The 16,403-nt window shown below is 63.0% G+C and carries 17 protein-coding genes; 3 read left to right on the top strand and 14 right to left on the bottom strand.

Going from position 1 to position 16,403, the window contains the following annotated elements; translation table 11 throughout:
• Nucleotides 1-63 precede the first annotated feature (63 nt).
• Nucleotides 64-741 carry a hypothetical protein gene (locus ACZ6WW_RS08520; protein ID WP_465273820.1) on the top strand — a complete coding sequence of 226 codons (678 nt, stop codon included), beginning with the start codon at nucleotides 64-66 and terminating at the stop codon, nucleotides 739-741.
• Nucleotides 742-810: 69 nt separating this feature from the next.
• Here ACZ6WW_RS08520 and ACZ6WW_RS08525 read toward each other — a convergent pair whose 3' ends face one another.
• The 7 genes from ACZ6WW_RS08525 to rpoZ form a co-directional block, all read right to left on the bottom strand.
• Nucleotides 811-2,106, bottom strand: a complete 1,296-nt coding sequence (locus ACZ6WW_RS08525) for a citrate synthase (RefSeq protein ID WP_281850485.1) — start codon at nucleotides 2,104-2,106, stop codon at nucleotides 811-813.
• 237 nt (nucleotides 2,107-2,343) lie between these two features.
• A complete protein-coding gene (locus tag ACZ6WW_RS08530) occupies nucleotides 2,344-2,595 on the bottom strand; it encodes a type B 50S ribosomal protein L31 (protein WP_281850486.1) in 252 nt (83 codons plus the stop codon).
• A gap of 84 nt (nucleotides 2,596-2,679) precedes the next feature.
• A complete protein-coding gene (locus ACZ6WW_RS08535; RefSeq protein WP_465273821.1) occupies nucleotides 2,680-3,612 on the bottom strand; it encodes a nucleoside hydrolase in 933 nt (310 codons plus the stop codon).
• Nucleotides 3,613-3,910: 298 nt separating this feature from the next.
• Nucleotides 3,911-6,019 carry an ATP-dependent DNA helicase RecG gene (gene recG / locus ACZ6WW_RS08540; protein ID WP_465273822.1) on the bottom strand — a complete coding sequence of 703 codons (2,109 nt, stop codon included), beginning with the start codon at nucleotides 6,017-6,019 and terminating at the stop codon, nucleotides 3,911-3,913.
• Nucleotides 6,020-6,090: 71 nt separating this feature from the next.
• Nucleotides 6,091-6,474, bottom strand: a complete 384-nt coding sequence (locus ACZ6WW_RS08545) for a RidA family protein (protein ID WP_465273823.1) — start codon at nucleotides 6,472-6,474, stop codon at nucleotides 6,091-6,093.
• Nucleotides 6,475-6,613: 139 nt separating this feature from the next.
• A complete protein-coding gene (locus ACZ6WW_RS08550) occupies nucleotides 6,614-8,776 on the bottom strand; it encodes a RelA/SpoT family protein (protein WP_281850492.1) in 2,163 nt (720 codons plus the stop codon).
• Between the two features lie 133 nt (nucleotides 8,777-8,909).
• Nucleotides 8,910-9,200, bottom strand: a complete 291-nt coding sequence (rpoZ, locus tag ACZ6WW_RS08555; protein WP_131152024.1) for a DNA-directed RNA polymerase subunit omega — start codon at nucleotides 9,198-9,200, stop codon at nucleotides 8,910-8,912.
• Nucleotides 9,201-9,416: 216 nt separating this feature from the next.
• On the opposite strand from rpoZ, the gene ACZ6WW_RS08560 reads away from it, so the two are divergent.
• Nucleotides 9,417-10,253, top strand: a complete 837-nt coding sequence (locus tag ACZ6WW_RS08560; RefSeq protein ID WP_465273824.1) for an MlaA family lipoprotein — start codon at nucleotides 9,417-9,419, stop codon at nucleotides 10,251-10,253.
• Nucleotides 10,254-10,452: 199 nt separating this feature from the next.
• Here the strand turns inward: ACZ6WW_RS08560 and ACZ6WW_RS08565 are convergent, their stop codons facing one another.
• From ACZ6WW_RS08565 to ACZ6WW_RS08595, 7 genes are all read right to left on the bottom strand, one after another.
• Entirely contained in the window at nucleotides 10,453-10,740 is a 288-nt protein-coding gene (locus tag ACZ6WW_RS08565) for an STAS domain-containing protein (protein WP_465273825.1), read from the bottom strand.
• Entirely contained in the window at nucleotides 10,737-11,408 is a 672-nt protein-coding gene (locus tag ACZ6WW_RS08570) for an MlaC/ttg2D family ABC transporter substrate-binding protein (RefSeq protein WP_465273826.1), read from the bottom strand. Before ACZ6WW_RS08570 ends, ACZ6WW_RS08565 begins: the two co-directional genes overlap by 4 nt.
• A 59-nt stretch (nucleotides 11,409-11,467) precedes the next feature.
• Complete coding sequence (mlaD, locus tag ACZ6WW_RS08575) at nucleotides 11,468-12,340, bottom strand: outer membrane lipid asymmetry maintenance protein MlaD (protein ID WP_465273827.1); 873 nt, start codon at nucleotides 12,338-12,340, stop codon at nucleotides 11,468-11,470.
• Between the two features lie 58 nt (nucleotides 12,341-12,398).
• Complete coding sequence (gene mlaE, locus ACZ6WW_RS08580; RefSeq protein ID WP_465273828.1) at nucleotides 12,399-13,172, bottom strand: lipid asymmetry maintenance ABC transporter permease subunit MlaE; 774 nt, start codon at nucleotides 13,170-13,172, stop codon at nucleotides 12,399-12,401.
• A complete protein-coding gene (locus tag ACZ6WW_RS08585) occupies nucleotides 13,169-14,005 on the bottom strand; it encodes an ABC transporter ATP-binding protein (RefSeq protein ID WP_465273829.1) in 837 nt (278 codons plus the stop codon). The genes mlaE and ACZ6WW_RS08585 overlap by 4 nt, the downstream gene beginning before the upstream one ends.
• Nucleotides 14,006-14,080: 75 nt before the next feature.
• Nucleotides 14,081-14,701, bottom strand: coding sequence for a guanylate kinase (gmk, locus tag ACZ6WW_RS08590; RefSeq protein WP_465273830.1), 621 nt, complete (start codon nucleotides 14,699-14,701; stop codon nucleotides 14,081-14,083).
• Between the two features lie 13 nt (nucleotides 14,702-14,714).
• Nucleotides 14,715-15,575, bottom strand: coding sequence for a YicC/YloC family endoribonuclease (locus tag ACZ6WW_RS08595; protein WP_281850501.1), 861 nt, complete (start codon nucleotides 15,573-15,575; stop codon nucleotides 14,715-14,717).
• Between the two features lie 91 nt (nucleotides 15,576-15,666).
• On the opposite strand from ACZ6WW_RS08595, the gene rph reads away from it, so the two are divergent.
• A complete protein-coding gene (gene rph / locus ACZ6WW_RS08600; protein WP_465273831.1) occupies nucleotides 15,667-16,398 on the top strand; it encodes a ribonuclease PH in 732 nt (243 codons plus the stop codon).
• Nucleotides 16,399-16,403 lie beyond the last annotated feature (5 nt).

The following is a 16,403-nucleotide window of genomic DNA, read 5'->3' on the forward strand; positions in this document are numbered from 1 at the left end:
GCCTTAAGGCCATCGCATCGAATGGCCGCTCCCCCCATGCAACCTGACTGAGGAGGGAAAGACATGGCGCGAGGCGAACATCATCGCATCCATGCCCAGGACCGTGTACAACGCAACCGTCTGCGCGTAGCCCAGGAAGCGGCTCGCCTGATGAGCGAACACGGGATCCGCGACTTTCATCATGCCAAGCTCAAGGCCGCCGAACGACTCGGCGTACACGACGCCCAAGCCCTGCCGCGCAACAACGAAATCGAAGACGCCCTGCGCGAGCACCAACGCATTTTCCACGGCGACAGCCAACCCCAACTCTTACGCGAACGCCGCGAAGCGGCCGTCGAAGCGATGCGCTTTCTGGCCGATTTCGAACCACGGCTGGTCGGCGCGGTACTGGAAGGCACGGCCGATGCTTATTCGGCGGTCTGCCTGCATGTGTTCAGCGACACACCCGAAGCGGTCACGTTGTTTCTGCAGGAACGCGGCGTTCCGGTCGACGTACAGACACGGCGCCTGCGTGTCACCCGCGACGAACAGGTCGAATACCCGGTGCTGCTGTTTGCCGCCGACAGCCTGCCGTTCGACCTGACCGTACTGCCGCGCGATGCATTGCGGCAGGCACCCCTGGACCGTGTCGACGAGAAACCGATGCGGCGTGCGTCATTGGCGATGGCCGAAGAGTTGCTGGCCGAAGCGGACAATGACGAGGATGCGTTCGAGAGGAAATTGGCGGCGGCATTGCGTTAGGCAAGACCGTCCTCGTCCAATAAAAAAAGCCCCGGCAAAACCGGGGCTTTTTTACATCACGCCAAAACCTCAGCGCTTATCCGAAGCCACATAGTTCCGCACGTCGGCACCCGTATAGATCTGGCGCGGACGACCGATACGCGAACCGGGCGTTTCGTGCTGTTCGATCCAATGCGCGATCCAGCCGGCGGTACGCGCGATGGCAAACATCACGGTGAACATCTCGGTCGGGATGCCCAGCGCCTTGTAGATGATGCCCGAGTAGAAGTCGACGTTCGGGTACAGCTTGCGCTCGACGAAGTAATCGTCCTTCAGCGCCGCCTCTTCGAGCTTCATGGCCACATCGAGCAGCGGATCGTTGACGCCCAGCTCCGCCAGTACCTTGTGGCACATCTCGCGGATGATCTTCGCGCGCGGATCGAAGTTCTTGTAGACGCGGTGACCGAAGCCCATCAGGCGGAAGTTGTCGTTCTTGTCCTTCGCGCGCTTGACGGCGGTCTCGACCTTGTCGGCCGTACCGATCTCTTCGAGCATCTTGAGCACGGCTTCGTTGGCGCCGCCGTGTGCCGGGCCCCACAGCGCCGTGATGCCGGCAGCGATCGAGGCGTACGGGTTGGCACCGGTCGAGCCGACCAGGCGCACGGTCGAGGTCGACGCGTTCTGCTCGTGGTCGGCATGCAGGATGAACAGCAGGTCCAGCGCCTTGGCAGCCACCGGGCTCATCGCCAGCGGCTCGCTCGGCACTTCGAACATCATGTGCAGGAAGCGGTCGACGTACTCGAGGTTGTTGCGCGGATAGCGCATCGGCCAGCCGATCGAATAGCGGTAGCAGGCCGCGGCGATCGTCGGCATCTTGGCTATCAGACGCACGGCGGCCAGCTTGCGGTCGGCCGGATCGTCGACGTTGAGATCGTCGTGGTAGAACGCCGACAGCGAAGCGACCGAAGCGGCCAGCATGGCCATCGGGTGGGCGTCGTGATGAAAGCCCTTGAAGAAGTCCTTCAGCGACTCGTGCATCATCGTGTGATGCGTGATGTCGTTTTCGAAGTTGCCGAAGTCCGTCTTGTTCGGCAGTTCGCCGTTGAGCAGCAGGTAGGCCACTTCGAGGAAGTTCGACTTCTCGGCCAACTGCTCGATCGGGTAACCGCGATAGAGCAGCACGCCCTCGTCGCCGTCGATATAGGTGATCGCGCTCTTGGTGCTGGCGGTGCTGCCGTAGCCCGGGTCGTAGGTAAAGTGGCCCGTGTCCTTGTACAGCGTGCCGATGTCGATGCACGCCGGACCGAGCGTGCCGCTCAGCAAGGGTAGTTCGCTGCTGCGCTGATTGGACTCATCCACCAGCTTGACGATTTTAGGATCGGACACGAAAACCTCCTTACACGAATGTCGTCGCCAGCGGCCGCGGGGGCTTCCGTTGGCGGGGTTAGGCGTATCGCTGCATGGGGAAAGCGGCGATACAACTTTCCTATTATCGCACCACAGCAAACAACATTCGATAGCGGATGGTTCGGCAGGCAGACGCAAAAAAACGCGGGGCGAGCCATGGCTCGCCCCGCGTCGACATTTCAGGTCAAGCCGCCCGGGGGCGACCAGCCGGCATGCTTACTTCGCGCTACCTGCGTAACGACGACGGAACTTGTCGACGCGGCCGCCCACGTCAAGCGTCTTCTGCTTGCCGGTGTAGAAAGGATGGGAATGGCTGGAGATATCCACCTTGATCAGCGGGTACTCGTTACCGTCTTCCCACTTGACGGTTTCCTTGGAGGCGATCGTCGAGCGCGTCAGGAACGCGAATTCGGACGACAGATCCTGGAACACCACCTGCCGGTAAGTTGGATGGATATCGGGCTTCATGGCTAGAACTCTGCAAAAGCGGTGGGTGAAAAGAGCGGCAGTATATCGAGCGGAGGCTTTGGGCGCAAGTTGACCTGCCCTGCCTCAGCCTTCCGCCCCCAGGGCCCGCCGTACCATGGCCGCAAACCGCGCCTGGTCTATCTCCAGCACGATCCTGGCGTTGGCTGCCTTGCCCAGGCGGTGCGACCAGTCGACCACCGTCGCCCCGCGGGTGAGGCGGCCGTCCAGCTCGACCGCGACATGGCGGTCTTCGGCCCGGGTCACGATGCTCGGGTCGATCGCCACGGCCATCGCCAGCGCATCGGCAGCGATGATGCCCCGGCGCTCTTTTTTACTGTTGAACAAGCGCGCCGTACCGAACACCTGGCCGAAGAACTGGGCGCGCTTGTCACCCTTGGCCAGCCAGCCATCGAATTCGGCTTCGTCAAAAGCGTGGCGCAGCGTAGCCTCCCAGTCGACCAGCTCGAAAAACGGAAAAGCCTCGAACACCACGTGAGCCGCTTCCGGATCGAAGCCAACGTTGAACTCGGCCGGCACGATGTTGGTGTTGCCATGGCCGGTCACTGCGCCACCCATGATCACCAGGCGCTTTACGCGCTGCGGCAGCGTCGGATCGATGCGCACGGCCAGTGCCAGATTGGTCAACGGCGCCAGGGCGATCAGGGTCAGATCGGGATGCTCACGGGTCAGGCGAATCAGCGCCAGGGCGGCAACCTCATCCGATGCCTGGGCCTTGGGCTCGCCAAAACCCACGTCGCCGAAGCCGTCCTGGCCATGCACGAAGGCGGCGTCTTCTTCAGGCATGCGCACCAGTGGCGCCGGACAGCCGGCAAATACCGGAAAAGTGCCCGCTACCAGATCGACCAGCGTGCGCGCGTTGCGCACCGTGTGACCCAGACCGACATTGCCTGCCGCCACGCTCAGACCGAGCACTTCGGCATGCGCGTGCGCCATCAGGATGGCCAGGGCGTCGTCTACGCCAGGGTCGGTGTCGATCAGGAGTTGGGGCTGGGACATGGGTAGCTCGTCAGGTCGCTCTTCTTTGAGCCATAAATGGTAAACAGTAAACGGAGCGAGCGACACCGCTGGCAAAGCCGCCAAGCCAAGGAAGCCTCGAAGAGCTTCACCATGATCGTCATTCCGGCGCAGGCCGGAACCCAGTGGCGTCATCGGCGGGTTATCGCGTCAGATGCCCAGTGATCGCGAAAACCGAGAGCCGAAGCCACTGGGTCCCGGCCTGCGCCGGGATGACGAATAGAAAGGTTTTCGAGATGCCTGGGGCCACCCCTGCGATAGGGACTAGCGTCAAGGATATCTACGCATGCGCATACCGCGCCGCGCCGCCCACCCAGCGCTCGATCAGCCGCTCCGCCTGCTGCGGATGCTCCTTCAACAAGCGCTCGCCAATCGCTTGCACCGCCGGCAATAGATGGCCGTCGCGAGCAAGGTCGGCAATACGGAAACTGAGCTGGCCGGTCTGGCGCGTACCGAGCACTTCACCGGGGCCACGCAGTTCCAAATCTTTTTCGGCAATGCGAAATCCATCGTTGGTATCGCGCATGACCTGCAAGCGCTCCCTGGCGAGCTGCCCCAGCGGCGGTTGATACAGCAGCACACAGTTGGAGGCGATCGCGCCTCGGCCGACGCGACCACGCAGCTGGTGCAGCTGTGCCAGTCCCAGGCGCTCGCTGTTCTCGATCACCATCAGGCTGGCATTGGGCACGTCGACGCCGACTTCGATCACGGTGGTCGCCACCAGCACGGCAAGCTCGCCGGCCTTGAACGCATCCATGACGGCCTGCTTTTCCTTGGGCTTCATGCGCCCATGGATGATGCCGACCTTGAAGCCTTCCAACGCCGCGGAGAGTTCGGCGTGAGCCACTTCAGCGGCCTGCGCACGCAATTGCTCGGATTCCTCGATCAGCGTGCATACCCAATACACCTGCCGGCCTTCGCCACAGGCAGCATGGATGCGCTCGATCACGTCGTAGCGGCGCGCATTGGAAATGGCAATCGTCTGCACCGGCGTGCGGCCCGGCGGCAATTCGTCGATCGACGACACATCGAGATCGGCATAGGCGCTCATCGCCAGCGTGCGCGGAATCGGAGTGGCCGTCAGCACCAGCTGATGCGGCACCTGATCGCCCTCCAGCCCCTTGTCGCGCAGGGCCAAACGCTGATGCACGCCAAAGCGATGCTGCTCGTCGACGATGACCAGACCCAGGCGCGCGAACGCCACGCCCTCCTGCATCAGGGCATGTGTGCCGATCACAATGGCCGCGCCTTCGGCCACGCGCTGCAAGGCTTTCTTGCGCGCCGTGCCCTGCACTTTGCCAGCCAGCCATTCGACCGCGACGCCCAGCGGCTCCAGCCATAAACGAAACAGGCGAAGATGCTGTTCGGCAAGCAGTTCCGTCGGCGCCATCAATGCCACCTGATAACCGGCCTGCACGGCGGCCAATGCCGCGAGTGCGGCCACCACGGTCTTGCCGGAGCCGACGTCGCCCTGCACCAGCCGCAGCATCGGCTTGGGCTTGGCCAGGTCCGCCGCCACTTCGGCCTCCACGCGCGCCTGCGCTCCGGTCAACTTGAACGGCAAGGTCTTCAGCAATTGCTTGTGCAGGTCGCCACGCGCCGCGAGCACCGGAGAACGGCGACTGCGCACGGCAGCACGCATGCGCTTCAAGCTCAGGTGTTGGGTCAACAGCTCTTCGAAGGCCAGACGCTGCTGCGAGGGATGGCGCCCCCCAATCAGATCGGCAACCACCGCGTCGGGCGGCGGACGATGCACAAACATCAGGGCATCGCGCAATGAGCCGAGTCCGTACTTCGCGCGCAGCTCGGCGGGTATCAGCTCAAGCTGGTCATCCTGAGGCAATACGGCGAGCGATTTTTCGATCACTCCGGCCAGACGTTTCGGCCCCAAGCCCTCGGTCGTCGGATAGATCGGACTGAGCCGATCTTCGAGCGCCGGCGCGGCTTCCACCTCGATGCGCTGATATTGCGGATGCACCATCTCCAGGCTGTTGGCCACCCAGCGTGCTTCGCCATAGCAAAGCAGACGCGAACCGCGCTTGAGTTGCTCGACCTGGGCACGATGAAAATGAAAGAAGCGCAGCACCAGCAGCGTATCGGACGCATCGCGAATGGCCACCTTCAGCTGCACGCGACCGCGGTAGCTGTGCTCGACCGACTCGATGATGCCGGACACTTGCGCCCGATCGCCCGGACGCAAATCGCCGATGGACGTAACGCGCGTACGATCCTCGTAGCGCAAAGGCAGGTGAAACCACAGGTCCTGCACGCGTTCCAGACCGAGCTTCGCCAAGGTCTGCGCAAGCGCCGGCCCGACGCCGGGCAGCGTCGACACCGGTGCGGCACCGGGATCGGCAACAGGATCGGGGGTGACGGCGCGAGCGGGCATGACGAAGAGCCTAACCGAGCCCGCCACGATGGCGTAACCCGGAACGCATCATCCTTGGTGTCGGCGTGCGCTTAATCGAGCACCATCACCGCATCGACTTCCACCTGCGCGGCCTTGGGCAGGCCCGAGACCTCGATGGTGGAGCGCGCCGGAAACGGCGCCTGGAAGTACTCGGCCATCACCTGGTTGACGGTGGCGAAATTCGCCAGGTCGGTGACATAGATGCCGACGCGCACGATCTTGGCCAATGAACCACCGGCAGCCTCGGCCACGGCCGTGAGATTGTCGAAGACGCGACGCGTCTGCGCGGCGATATCGCCGTCGATCAGATTGCCCGTCGCCGGATCGAGCGGGATCTGACCGGAGAAATACACGGTGTTTCCAGCCTGGACGGCTTGCGAATACGGGCCGATGGCGGCGGGGGCTTTGTCGGTAGAGATGATGCTGCGGGACATGGGGACCTCATGGAGTCGCTCGCTGGGCGAGCTGTAAATAGTAAATGGTAAATGGAAAGAGCAAAGGCCGGAGTGTGCACGCTTTCCCCGTTTACCGTTGACCATTCACAGGCCGCGCAGCGGCCGGACTCACTCTCAGCTAAAGAGGATACCGATACGCCCCACTCACCACACCCGTCCGCCGAACGCGACGAATCACATCCGCCAGATGCTTGCGGTTCTTCACCTCGATGGTGAACAGCAACGTGGCCGCCGCCGCATCGCGCTCGACATATTCGACGTTTTCGATATTCGAATCGGCAGCCGCGATAGCCGCCGCAACCGTCGCGAGAACACCAGGGCGATTGATGACTTCGATGCGCAGCTCGGCGCGATAGTCGCCCTGTACGTCGCGGTCCCATTCGATGGCCACGCAGCGTTCGGGCGATTTGCGCAACTCGACGACATTCGGACATTCGACGCGATGCACGACGATGCCCTTGCCCGAAGACAGATAGCCGATGATCTCGTCGCCGGGCAACGGGTGACAGCAATTGCCGAAGCTGAGCACGCCGCGCTCGGCACCGGTGATGCGGATCTTCTCCATAACATGCGGCTGCTGCGGCGCACCGCCATCCTTCTGCCGCCCGCGCGCCTCCATCAACTGGTTGGCGACGATATGCGGCATGCGGTTGCCCAGCGCGATATCGGACAACAACTCTTCCAGGCGCTTGAACTTCGACGCCTCTAGGAAACGATCGAGCACCTTGGGCGGAATCGCATCCAGGCTGCTGCCCAGCGCATCCAGCGCGCGATCGAGCATGCGATGGCCGAAGTCGACCGCATCCTCGTGCTGCAGGTGTTTCAGGTACTGGCGAATCGCCGTGCGCGCCTTGCCGGTGACCACCGATTCCAGCCACGCCGGGTTCGGCACGGCGGACGGCGCGGTAATGATTTCGACCAGTTGCCCTGATTCCAGTCGCGTACGCAATGGCAGCAGCTTCTTGTCGACGCGCGCCGCCACGGCGTGGTCGCCAACGTCGGTGTGCACCGCGTAGGCGAAATCGAGCGCCGTCGCGTTGCGCGGCAACGACAGAATGTCGCCACGCGGCGTGAACAGGTAGACCTCGTCCGGAAACAGGTCGATCTTGACGTTCTCGATGAACTCCGCCGAGGAGGCGGTGTTCGCCTGGCTGTCGGCCAGCGAGGAAAGCCATTCGCGGGCACGCGCCTGCGCGCTGTTGGCCGGCGCCGAGTCGGTCTTGTAGGCCCAATGCGCGGCCACGCCGCGCTCGGCGACCGAGTCCATCTCGGCCGTGCGAATCTGCACTTCGATCGGCGCACCGAACGGCCCGAGCAGCACGGTATGCAGCGACTGGTAACCGTTGGCCTTGGGGATCGCGATGAAATCCTTGAAGCGGCGATCGACCGGCTTGTACAACGAATGCACGGCGCCGAGCGCCATATAGCAACTCATCGCGCTATCGACGACCACGCGAAAACCGTAGACGTCCATCAGCTGCGCAAAACTCTTGTGCTCGTTGCGCATCTTCGAATAGATGCTCCACGGCGACTTGATCCGGCCCACCACCCGCGCGGACAGCTGGTCGGCCGCCAGTCGCGTGGAAAGCGCGGTTTCGATCTTGCCCATCGCTTCGCGACGATTGCCCAGCGCCGCGCGAATGCGCTCGCTGATGACGCGGTAACGATCCGGATGCAGTGCGCGGAAGCCCAGGTCCTGCAGCTCCGCCTTGAACTTGTTCATGCCCAGACGCTGCGCAATAGGCGCGTAGATTTCCAGCGTCTCGCGCGCGATACGCCGGCTTGAGACGGCATCTTTCGCGCCCAGCGTGCGCATGTTGTGCAGGCGATCGGAGAGCTTGATCAGGATCACGCGGATATCGCGCGCCATCGCCAGCAGCATCTTGCGGAAGCTTTCCGCGTCCGCTTCCTGGCGGCTGGAAAAGCTCATCTTGTCCAACTTGGTGACGCCGTCGACCAGCTCGGCCACGGTTTCGCCGAATTCGCCGGTCAGTTCGGCACGGCTGAGCTGGGTGTCTTCGAGGGTGTCGTGCAGGATCGCGGCGATGATCGTTTCGGCGTCCAGGCCAAGCTCGGCCAGGATGCCAGCCACCGCGATGGGATGGGTGATATAGGGCTCGCCGCTCTTGCGGGTCTGGCCCTCGTGCGCCTGCGCACCGACTTCATAGGCACGCAGCACCCGCTCCACCTGCGCTTCGGGCAGGTAGGCAACACGTTCTTTCAGCGCAAGCACGTAGGGCGGCAGCGTCGACGATTCCGTATCGGACGTGGCCGCCGTCATGAGGGTTGGTCGGCGCCCACTCAGGCAGCCGCCTCCATGCGTTTGGACGAACGGTTGGCGTGCTGTGTCCAGCGCCACATCGCACCGGCAGTGCCGGCGCGCCATGAACGCTGACTACAGACGCCGCCATCCATCAGTCGTCTCCGCCCTTGGAGAGATCGTCATCGACCTCGGCGGCAGCCCATTCCAGGGCCTCGCGCTCGGCGCGCTCGCGCTCGGCACGATCGATTTCGTCGATGGTGGCCTGGTCGATGCGGCGGTCGGCGATCTCGCGCAGCGCCAGCACGGTCGGCTTGTCATGGTCGGGGTTGACCGCCGGCTCGGCACCCTTGGCGAGCTGGCGGGCGCGCTTGGTCGCCATGAGCACCAGCTCAAATCGGTTGTCGACCACCTCTAGGCAGTCTTCCACGGTAATGCGGGCCATAAGAAATCCTGAGAGAAAAAAGCTACTTAAGTCGAGGTCCAGTGTAGCGATCCGCCGCTTGGCTGGCAATGCGCTAACCTCGTATGATGCCCGGTTCTGAAGGGGTCGCGCCAGGACGGTCCGCCCGGGGCGAAAGGAAATCGAAGGCCCATGTATAATAAAAAACTAAACAGTACACTTATGCAGCTCCCCCGATCGCTGCGGACCCCGACTCCGATGCCCTTACAAACCTATTTCAATGTGCTCAAACGCGGGGCCGTCCTGGCTGCCATCGTGTTGCTGGCTGGCTGCGCCATCGCCAAGCCGCGCACCGATGACCCGATGGAAAAATTCAACCGCAAGGCCTATCACTTCAACGATCAGCTCGATCAGGCGGTGATTCGACCGGTGGCGGTGGGTTACCGCAGCATCACCAATCCGCCGGTGCGCCGCTCGGTCAGTGATTTCTTCACCAATATCCGCATGCCGATCACCATCGCCAACGACCTGTTGCAGGCGCGGCCGGTGCATGCGGTCCAGGGCACCGGGCGTTTCCTGGTCAACCTGACGCTAGGCGTGGGCGGCTTCTTCGATCCGGCCAGCCAGCTGGGTATCCCGCTTAATCAGACCGATTTCGGCATCACCCTGGCCCGTTGGGGCGTTCCGGAAGGCGATTACCTGGTGCTGCCGCTCGTCGGCCCCACCACGGTGCGCGATGTCTGGCGTTTGCCGGTCGACAGCTATTTCTTCGATCCGCTGAGCTACTTCTCGCGCAACCATAGCTTCAAGGCCGGCCAGTACTACGTGCCGCAGGTGATTTACCTCGTCAGCCTGCGCGCCCGCGCTATCGATGCGGAGAGCTTTCTGGCCTCGGCTTACGATCCCTACGTGTTCCTGCGTGACGCCTACCGCCAGCAGCGCCTCTATGACATCTACGACGGCAACCCGCCGAACGACGTGATCGAGCAGATGCAGGGCAGCAACGACAAGAACTTCGATCCCGACGAACTGCTGAAGGAACAGCATGAGTGGGAACGCAAGAACGACACGAGTAACAAACCCAGCAATAACTGACGGAAGCTTCGAACAACCTCAGTTTTCATCGTCGCCCCGGCGAACGCCGGGGCCCAGCGTCTTTCGCACTTTGAGGTGCAAGGCGCTGGATCCCGGCGTTCGCCGGGATGACGGATAGGAGGTTCTAGGGATTTCCTGATGACGCTTGGACAAGAAAAAGGGGCCGCAAGGCCCCTTTTTTTACGCCTTGGGGAAACCCTCAGCCGAGCAAACCGTCTACTTCGCATACCTTGGCAAGCTGCTGCATACCCTGCGGGACATGCCGCACCCGCACCTTGCCGCCATTCGGGGCCAGCACCGCCAGCACGCAGGCCAGACCGGCACTGTCGCTGTGGTCGACGCCCGCCAGGTCGAGCACCTGGCGCCCCGGCAACGCAGCGCGAATCGCCTCCAGCGCGGCAGCGGCGGTGGCAAAGGTCAACGCCCCGGATACGCTGACCGTATCCGCGGCGTTCTGTACGACCTGGAAGCTCTGGCCGCTTGTCATTTCGACGGCTTGCTGTCCTGCTCGAGCGTCTTGAGCGCGTTGGCGCCCTGCGACTCCAGCGTCTTGATCAACTGGTCCAGGCTGGTCTTCTTGATCTCGGCATCCACCTGGTTGCGGTAGTTAGTGATGTAGGAAATGCCTTCGATCACCACGTCATAGGCTTTCCAGGCGCCATCGCTGGTTTTGCGAAAGGCGTAGTCGACCGAGACGGTCTTGCCGTCGTCCAGCAGCACCTGCGTACGCACCAGGGTGCGCTTGGGATCGAGGTCGCCCGCAAACGGCAGCACCTTGATGCGACCGCGGGTGTAGTTCAGCAGGCCTTCGGCATAGCGATGCGTGATGGACTCGTAGAACGCCTTGGCAAAGCGGCTGCGCTGCTCCGGTGAAGCTTCACGCGCGTGCGAACCCAGGACCAGGATGGCGGCATAGTCCACATCGAAGTGCGGCAGGAACACGTCATCGATGACGGCGATCAGCTTTTCCTTGTCCTGGGACAATTCCTTCTGATGACCGTCGATGGCACTGCCCAACTGGTCGGTAATGCTTTGCACGATCTGCACAGGGGTCTGCTGAGCCGAGGCTTCCGCCGGGGCATTCTGGGCAAAAACCGGGGCGGCAGTGACGCCGGCGAACGCGATCGCGGTAGCGAGGGCCAATCTGCGCAACATGGAAAACTCCTGGAAAAAGTGACTCGGAATGGTCGACATGGAGGCGACCGCGCCCTGGCTCAATGTTTACCCGATGAGGAAGAACCAGCCGGCTGGCTGTTGCCGTCCTTCTTGTCGCTGGGCGAACCGTTCACCAGGAACTTGCCGATCAGGTCCTCCAACTGCATCGCGGACTGCGTCAGGATCAGCGAATCGCCGTTCTTGAGCATGTCCGGCGAGCCGCCGGGCTGGATCGCAACGTACTGGGTGCCGATCAAACCGCTTGTGAATACCGCGCCAGCCGAGTCGTCCGGGATCTGGTTGTACTGGTTGTCGATAGCCAGGGTGACATAGGCATCCAGCTTGATCGGATCGGCCTGCACAGACTGCACGCTACCGATCGCCACACCCGCCATCTTCACCGGCGCCCCTACCGAGAGCGAACCGACGTTGGTGAAGCGCGCCTTCACCAAGTAGGTGCCACCGAGCTTATCGGCTACTCCACCCGCGCCAAAGAACTTGCCAAGCATTTCCTCAAGCTGCTGCGCCGGCTTGGTCAACGCCAGCGTGCCGCCCTCGGCGACGGTTTTCTTGGACGCACCGTACTGGATACCGACGTACTGGTCGCCGAGCAGGCCGCTGGTGAAGATCGTGGCGACCGAGTCGTCCGGAATCTTGTCGAAACGCTTGTCGATCGACAGCTTCACGTCAGCTTCTTCCTTGGCCGGATCGAGCGTGATCGACTGCACCTGACCCACGCGCACGCCGGCGATCTTCACCGGTGCCCGCTCCTTGAGCTGGCCGACGTTAGCGAAACGGGCATCGATGGTGTAGCTGCTGCCCTGGTGGCTGTTGGCCACCGAGGTGGTCTGCGTGGCGAGATACGCCAGCGCGGCAAAGCCGAGCACGATAAACAAGCCGGTGCCGATGGCGAACGAAGGTCTCTGGCTCACGGCGCGGTCCTCGAAGCAGAAAGGTTGAAAAGCAAAACGAAGAGATTCATGGCGGTGCTCACATCAGAAATGCTGTCAGCACGAAATCGAGCGCCAGGATGGCGATCGATGAGGCCACCACCGTGCGTGTCGTGGCATAGGCCACGCCTTCGCTGGTCGGTGGGGTGGTATAGCCCTGAAAGACCGCGATCAGCGACACGACGGCGCCGAACACCACGCTCTTCCACAGCACACCATTGATCACGTCCTTGCCCAGCTCGACGGTCGAGGTCATGTTGGACCAGAAGGTGCCGTTGTCGATGCCCAGCCAGGTCACGCCGACCAGGTGACCGCCGAAAATGCCCAGCGCGCAGAACACGCAGCACAGCAGCGGCATCGCAATCAGTCCGGCGAGGAAACGCGGCGCGGCGACATAGGCGATCGGATCGACCGCCATCATTTCCATCGCGGCGATCTGATCGGTCGCGCGCATCAGACCAATTTCGGCGGTGACCGAGGTGCCTGCGCGACCGGCAAACAGCAATGCCGTGACGACCGGACCGAGTTCGCGATAGATCGCCAGCGCCACCACCGTGCCGCTGGCAGCCGTACCGCCGAAGATCGACAGTACGTAATAAAGCTGCAGCGCCAACACCATGCCCACGAACAGGCCGCAGACCATGATGATGGTCAGGCTCATCGCGCCGACGAACCACAGCTGGCGCACCGTCTCGCGGCCATGTTTCATGCTGCGCGGAATCGCCGCCAGCACCTGCAGCCCGAACAGCGCGCACGCGCCGATCTGCGCCAGCGAGCGCAAGACGAGATTGTTGCGCATCGGTTGCGCGCTCATGCCTTGCCTCCGGTAAAGCCCAGCGATGCGGCGTAATCGCCGGCTGGATATTGAAACGGCACCGGGCCGTCCGCGTCTCCACCGAAGAACTGCCGCGTCCATGGCGAGCCGTCGTTGGCGATCGTTTTCGGGTCGCCCTGCGCCACCACCTTGCCGTTGGCGATCAGGTAAATATGGTCGGCCACCTGCTTGATCGCTTCGAGCTCGTGCGCGACCAGCACGCTGGTGATGCCCAGCGTTTCATTGAGCGTGCGGATCAATATCAACACCTGGTTCAGCGCGATCGGGTCGAGGCCGACGAACGGCTCGTCATAGAGAATCAGCATCGGATCAAACACGATCGCCCGTGCCAGCGCCACGCGCCGCGCCATGCCGCCGGACAGCTCCGTCGGCATCAGACCGGCCGCACCGCGCAGGCCGACCGCCTGCAACTTGGTCAGGACGATATTGCGGATCAACTCTTCCGGCAGACGGGTATGCTGGCGCAGCGGAAAAGCCACGTTCTCGAACACGTCGAAGTCGGTCAGCAACGCCGAATTCTGAAACAGATAACCAATGCGCTCGCGCAGTTCGAACAGCTTGTCGCGCGACAGCGCCGGCACATTGTTGCCGTCGACCACGACTTCACCGGCATCGCCGCGCATCTGCCCGGTGATGTGCTTGAGCAGCGTCGTCTTGCCGGTGCCGCTGGGGCCCATGATGGCGGTGACCTTGCCGCGCGGGATATCCAGATCCAGCGCGTCGAAAATGGTCTTGCCATTGAGCACCGTGGTCAGGCCGCGAACGCGCACCAGGGTGTCGCTTTCGGGCCGGGTACTAATGGAATCAGTCATGGAGGCACTATCGAATGGGACGAGGCAAAGTAGCCGAAGACGGCGGCGAAGGCTATCGGACCGGCCTTGGCGCCTTCAGTTCCCGGTGGCCAACAGCTCGGCAATCAGGTTCTCGTGGCGCCGCCATTGCAGCTCCGAGCGCAGGCGTACCGCGCGAACGATGGCCTGCAAGTCGCCCAGGGCGTCCTCGAAACGATCGTTGACGATGATGTAGTCGAACTCGTGCGCATGCGCGATCTCTTCGCGCGAATTATGCAGACGGCGTTCGATCACCTCGGCGCTGTCCGAGCCACGCCCGCGCAGACGACGCTCCAGTTCGTGCCGCGACGGCGGCAGGATGAATATGCTGACGCAATCGGCCTTGGTCTTGCGTACCTGCTGCGCACCCTGCCAGTCGATTTCCAGCAGCACGTCCTTGCCCTGGCCGAGCAGGCCGGACACGGTCTTGCGCGAGGTGCCGTAAAGATTGCCGTGCACTTCGGCGTGCTCGAGAAAGATTCCTTCCTCGATTTCACGTTCGAACTCCGAGCGCTCGACGAAATAGTAGTGACGACCGTATTCCTCACCCGTGCGCGGCGGACGCGTGGTATGCGAAACCGATAGCGAAATGGCCGGCTCGCGTTCGAGCAGGGCATTGACCAGGGTCGACTTGCCCGCGCCCGAGGGTGCCGCAACGATGAACAGGGTGGCTTCCATCACTCGCCTTCCATCACTCGATGTTCTGGACTTGTTCGCGCATCTGCTCGATCAGCACCTTCAGCTCGACCGCGGCGTTGGTGCTGCGCGAGTCGATCGATTTGGAGCCGAGCGTATTGGCTTCGCGATTGAATTCCTGCATCAGAAAGTCGAGGCGGCGACCGACCGGTTCTTTCAAACCGAGCACACGGCGCGCTTCGGCGATATGCGTCACCAGACGATCGAGTTCCTCGTCGACGTCGACGCGGGTGATCTGTAGCACGAGTTCCTGCTCGAGCCGGCCCGGTTCGACCGGTTGCTTGAGATCGGCCAGGCGCGTTTCCAGGCGCGTACGCAGCCCTTCGCGAATCTGCGGCATCCAGGTACGCACATCGGCCACGATGCGTTCGATAAGATCCAGCCGCTCGCGCAACAGCTCTTCGAGCTTGGCGCCTTCGCGCTCGCGCGTGGCGGTCAGCGCGTCGAGCGCGCGATCGAGCACCTCGAACAAGGCGGCCTGTACGGCTTCCGGATCGATATCGGCCTGCTGCATGACGCCGGGGAAGCGCAGTAACTCGGTCAACTGCACCTGCATGGTCGGAAAGCGGCCTTCCAGCGAACGCGCCAGTTCCGCCAGCTTGCCCAGCAAGGCGTCGTCCACCTTGAGCGACTCGGCACGTGCCTCGCTACGCAGACGAACGGTCAGATCGACCTTGCCGCGCGACAGCTTGGCCGCGATGCGTTCGCGCATGGCCGACTCGAAATTGCGCAGGTCGTCGGGCAGTCGTGGGCTCAATTCCAGGTAGCGATGGTTGACCGTACGCAGCTCGCAGCTCAGCGTGCCGGTGGGGCCGACGGTCTCGGCGGAGGCGTACGCGGTCATGCTACGGGTCATGGAAAGCCTGTGTGGAGCGTGGAGTAAAGGCGGCAATGGTAAACTCTCGCGCCTAGCTTGCCCAATTTGCCCACTTCAGGCCGCCTTTACGATGAATGCCGTCAGCCGTCCCAGCGGCCGCGCCAGCGATCAGCTGCGCCCCGTTACGATCGAACGCCACTATACCCGCCACGCCGAAGGTTCCGTGCTGGTGAGCTTTGGCGACACCCGGGTGCTATGCACCGCCAGCATCGAGGATCGCGTACCGCCGTGGCTGCGCGGCAAGGGCGAAGGCTGGGTCACGGCCGAGTACGGCATGCTGCCGCGCGCCACCTCCAGCCGCACCCAGCGCGAGGCCGCCCGTGGCGGCCAAGGCGGGCGCACCATGGAAATCCAGCGCCTGATCGGCCGCAGCCTGCGCGCCTGCGTGGATCGCCAGGCCCTGGGCGAACGCCTGATCACCCTCGATTGCGACGTCATCCAGGCCGACGGCGGCACGCGCACCGCAGCCATCACCGGCGCGTATGTCGCCCTGGTCGACGCCGTGCAGCTGCTGATGAAGCGCGAGAACCTGCGTCGCAACCCCGTGTTCGGCGCGGTTGCCGCGGTATCGGTCGGCATCTACAAGGGCATGCCCGTGCTCGACCTGGACTACGCCGAAGACTCCAACTGCGATACCGACATGAACGTCGTGATGAACGACGGCGGCGGCTTTATCGAAGTCCAGGGCACGGCCGAAGGCCACGCATTTCGTCGTGACGAAATGGACAAGCTATTGGGTCTTGCCGAAAAGGGCGTGGGCGAACTGGTCGCCGCACAACGCGCCGCGCTCGGCATCGCCTGAGGAGT

Source organism: Dyella sp. NPDC103356 (genome assembly GCF_055584465.1).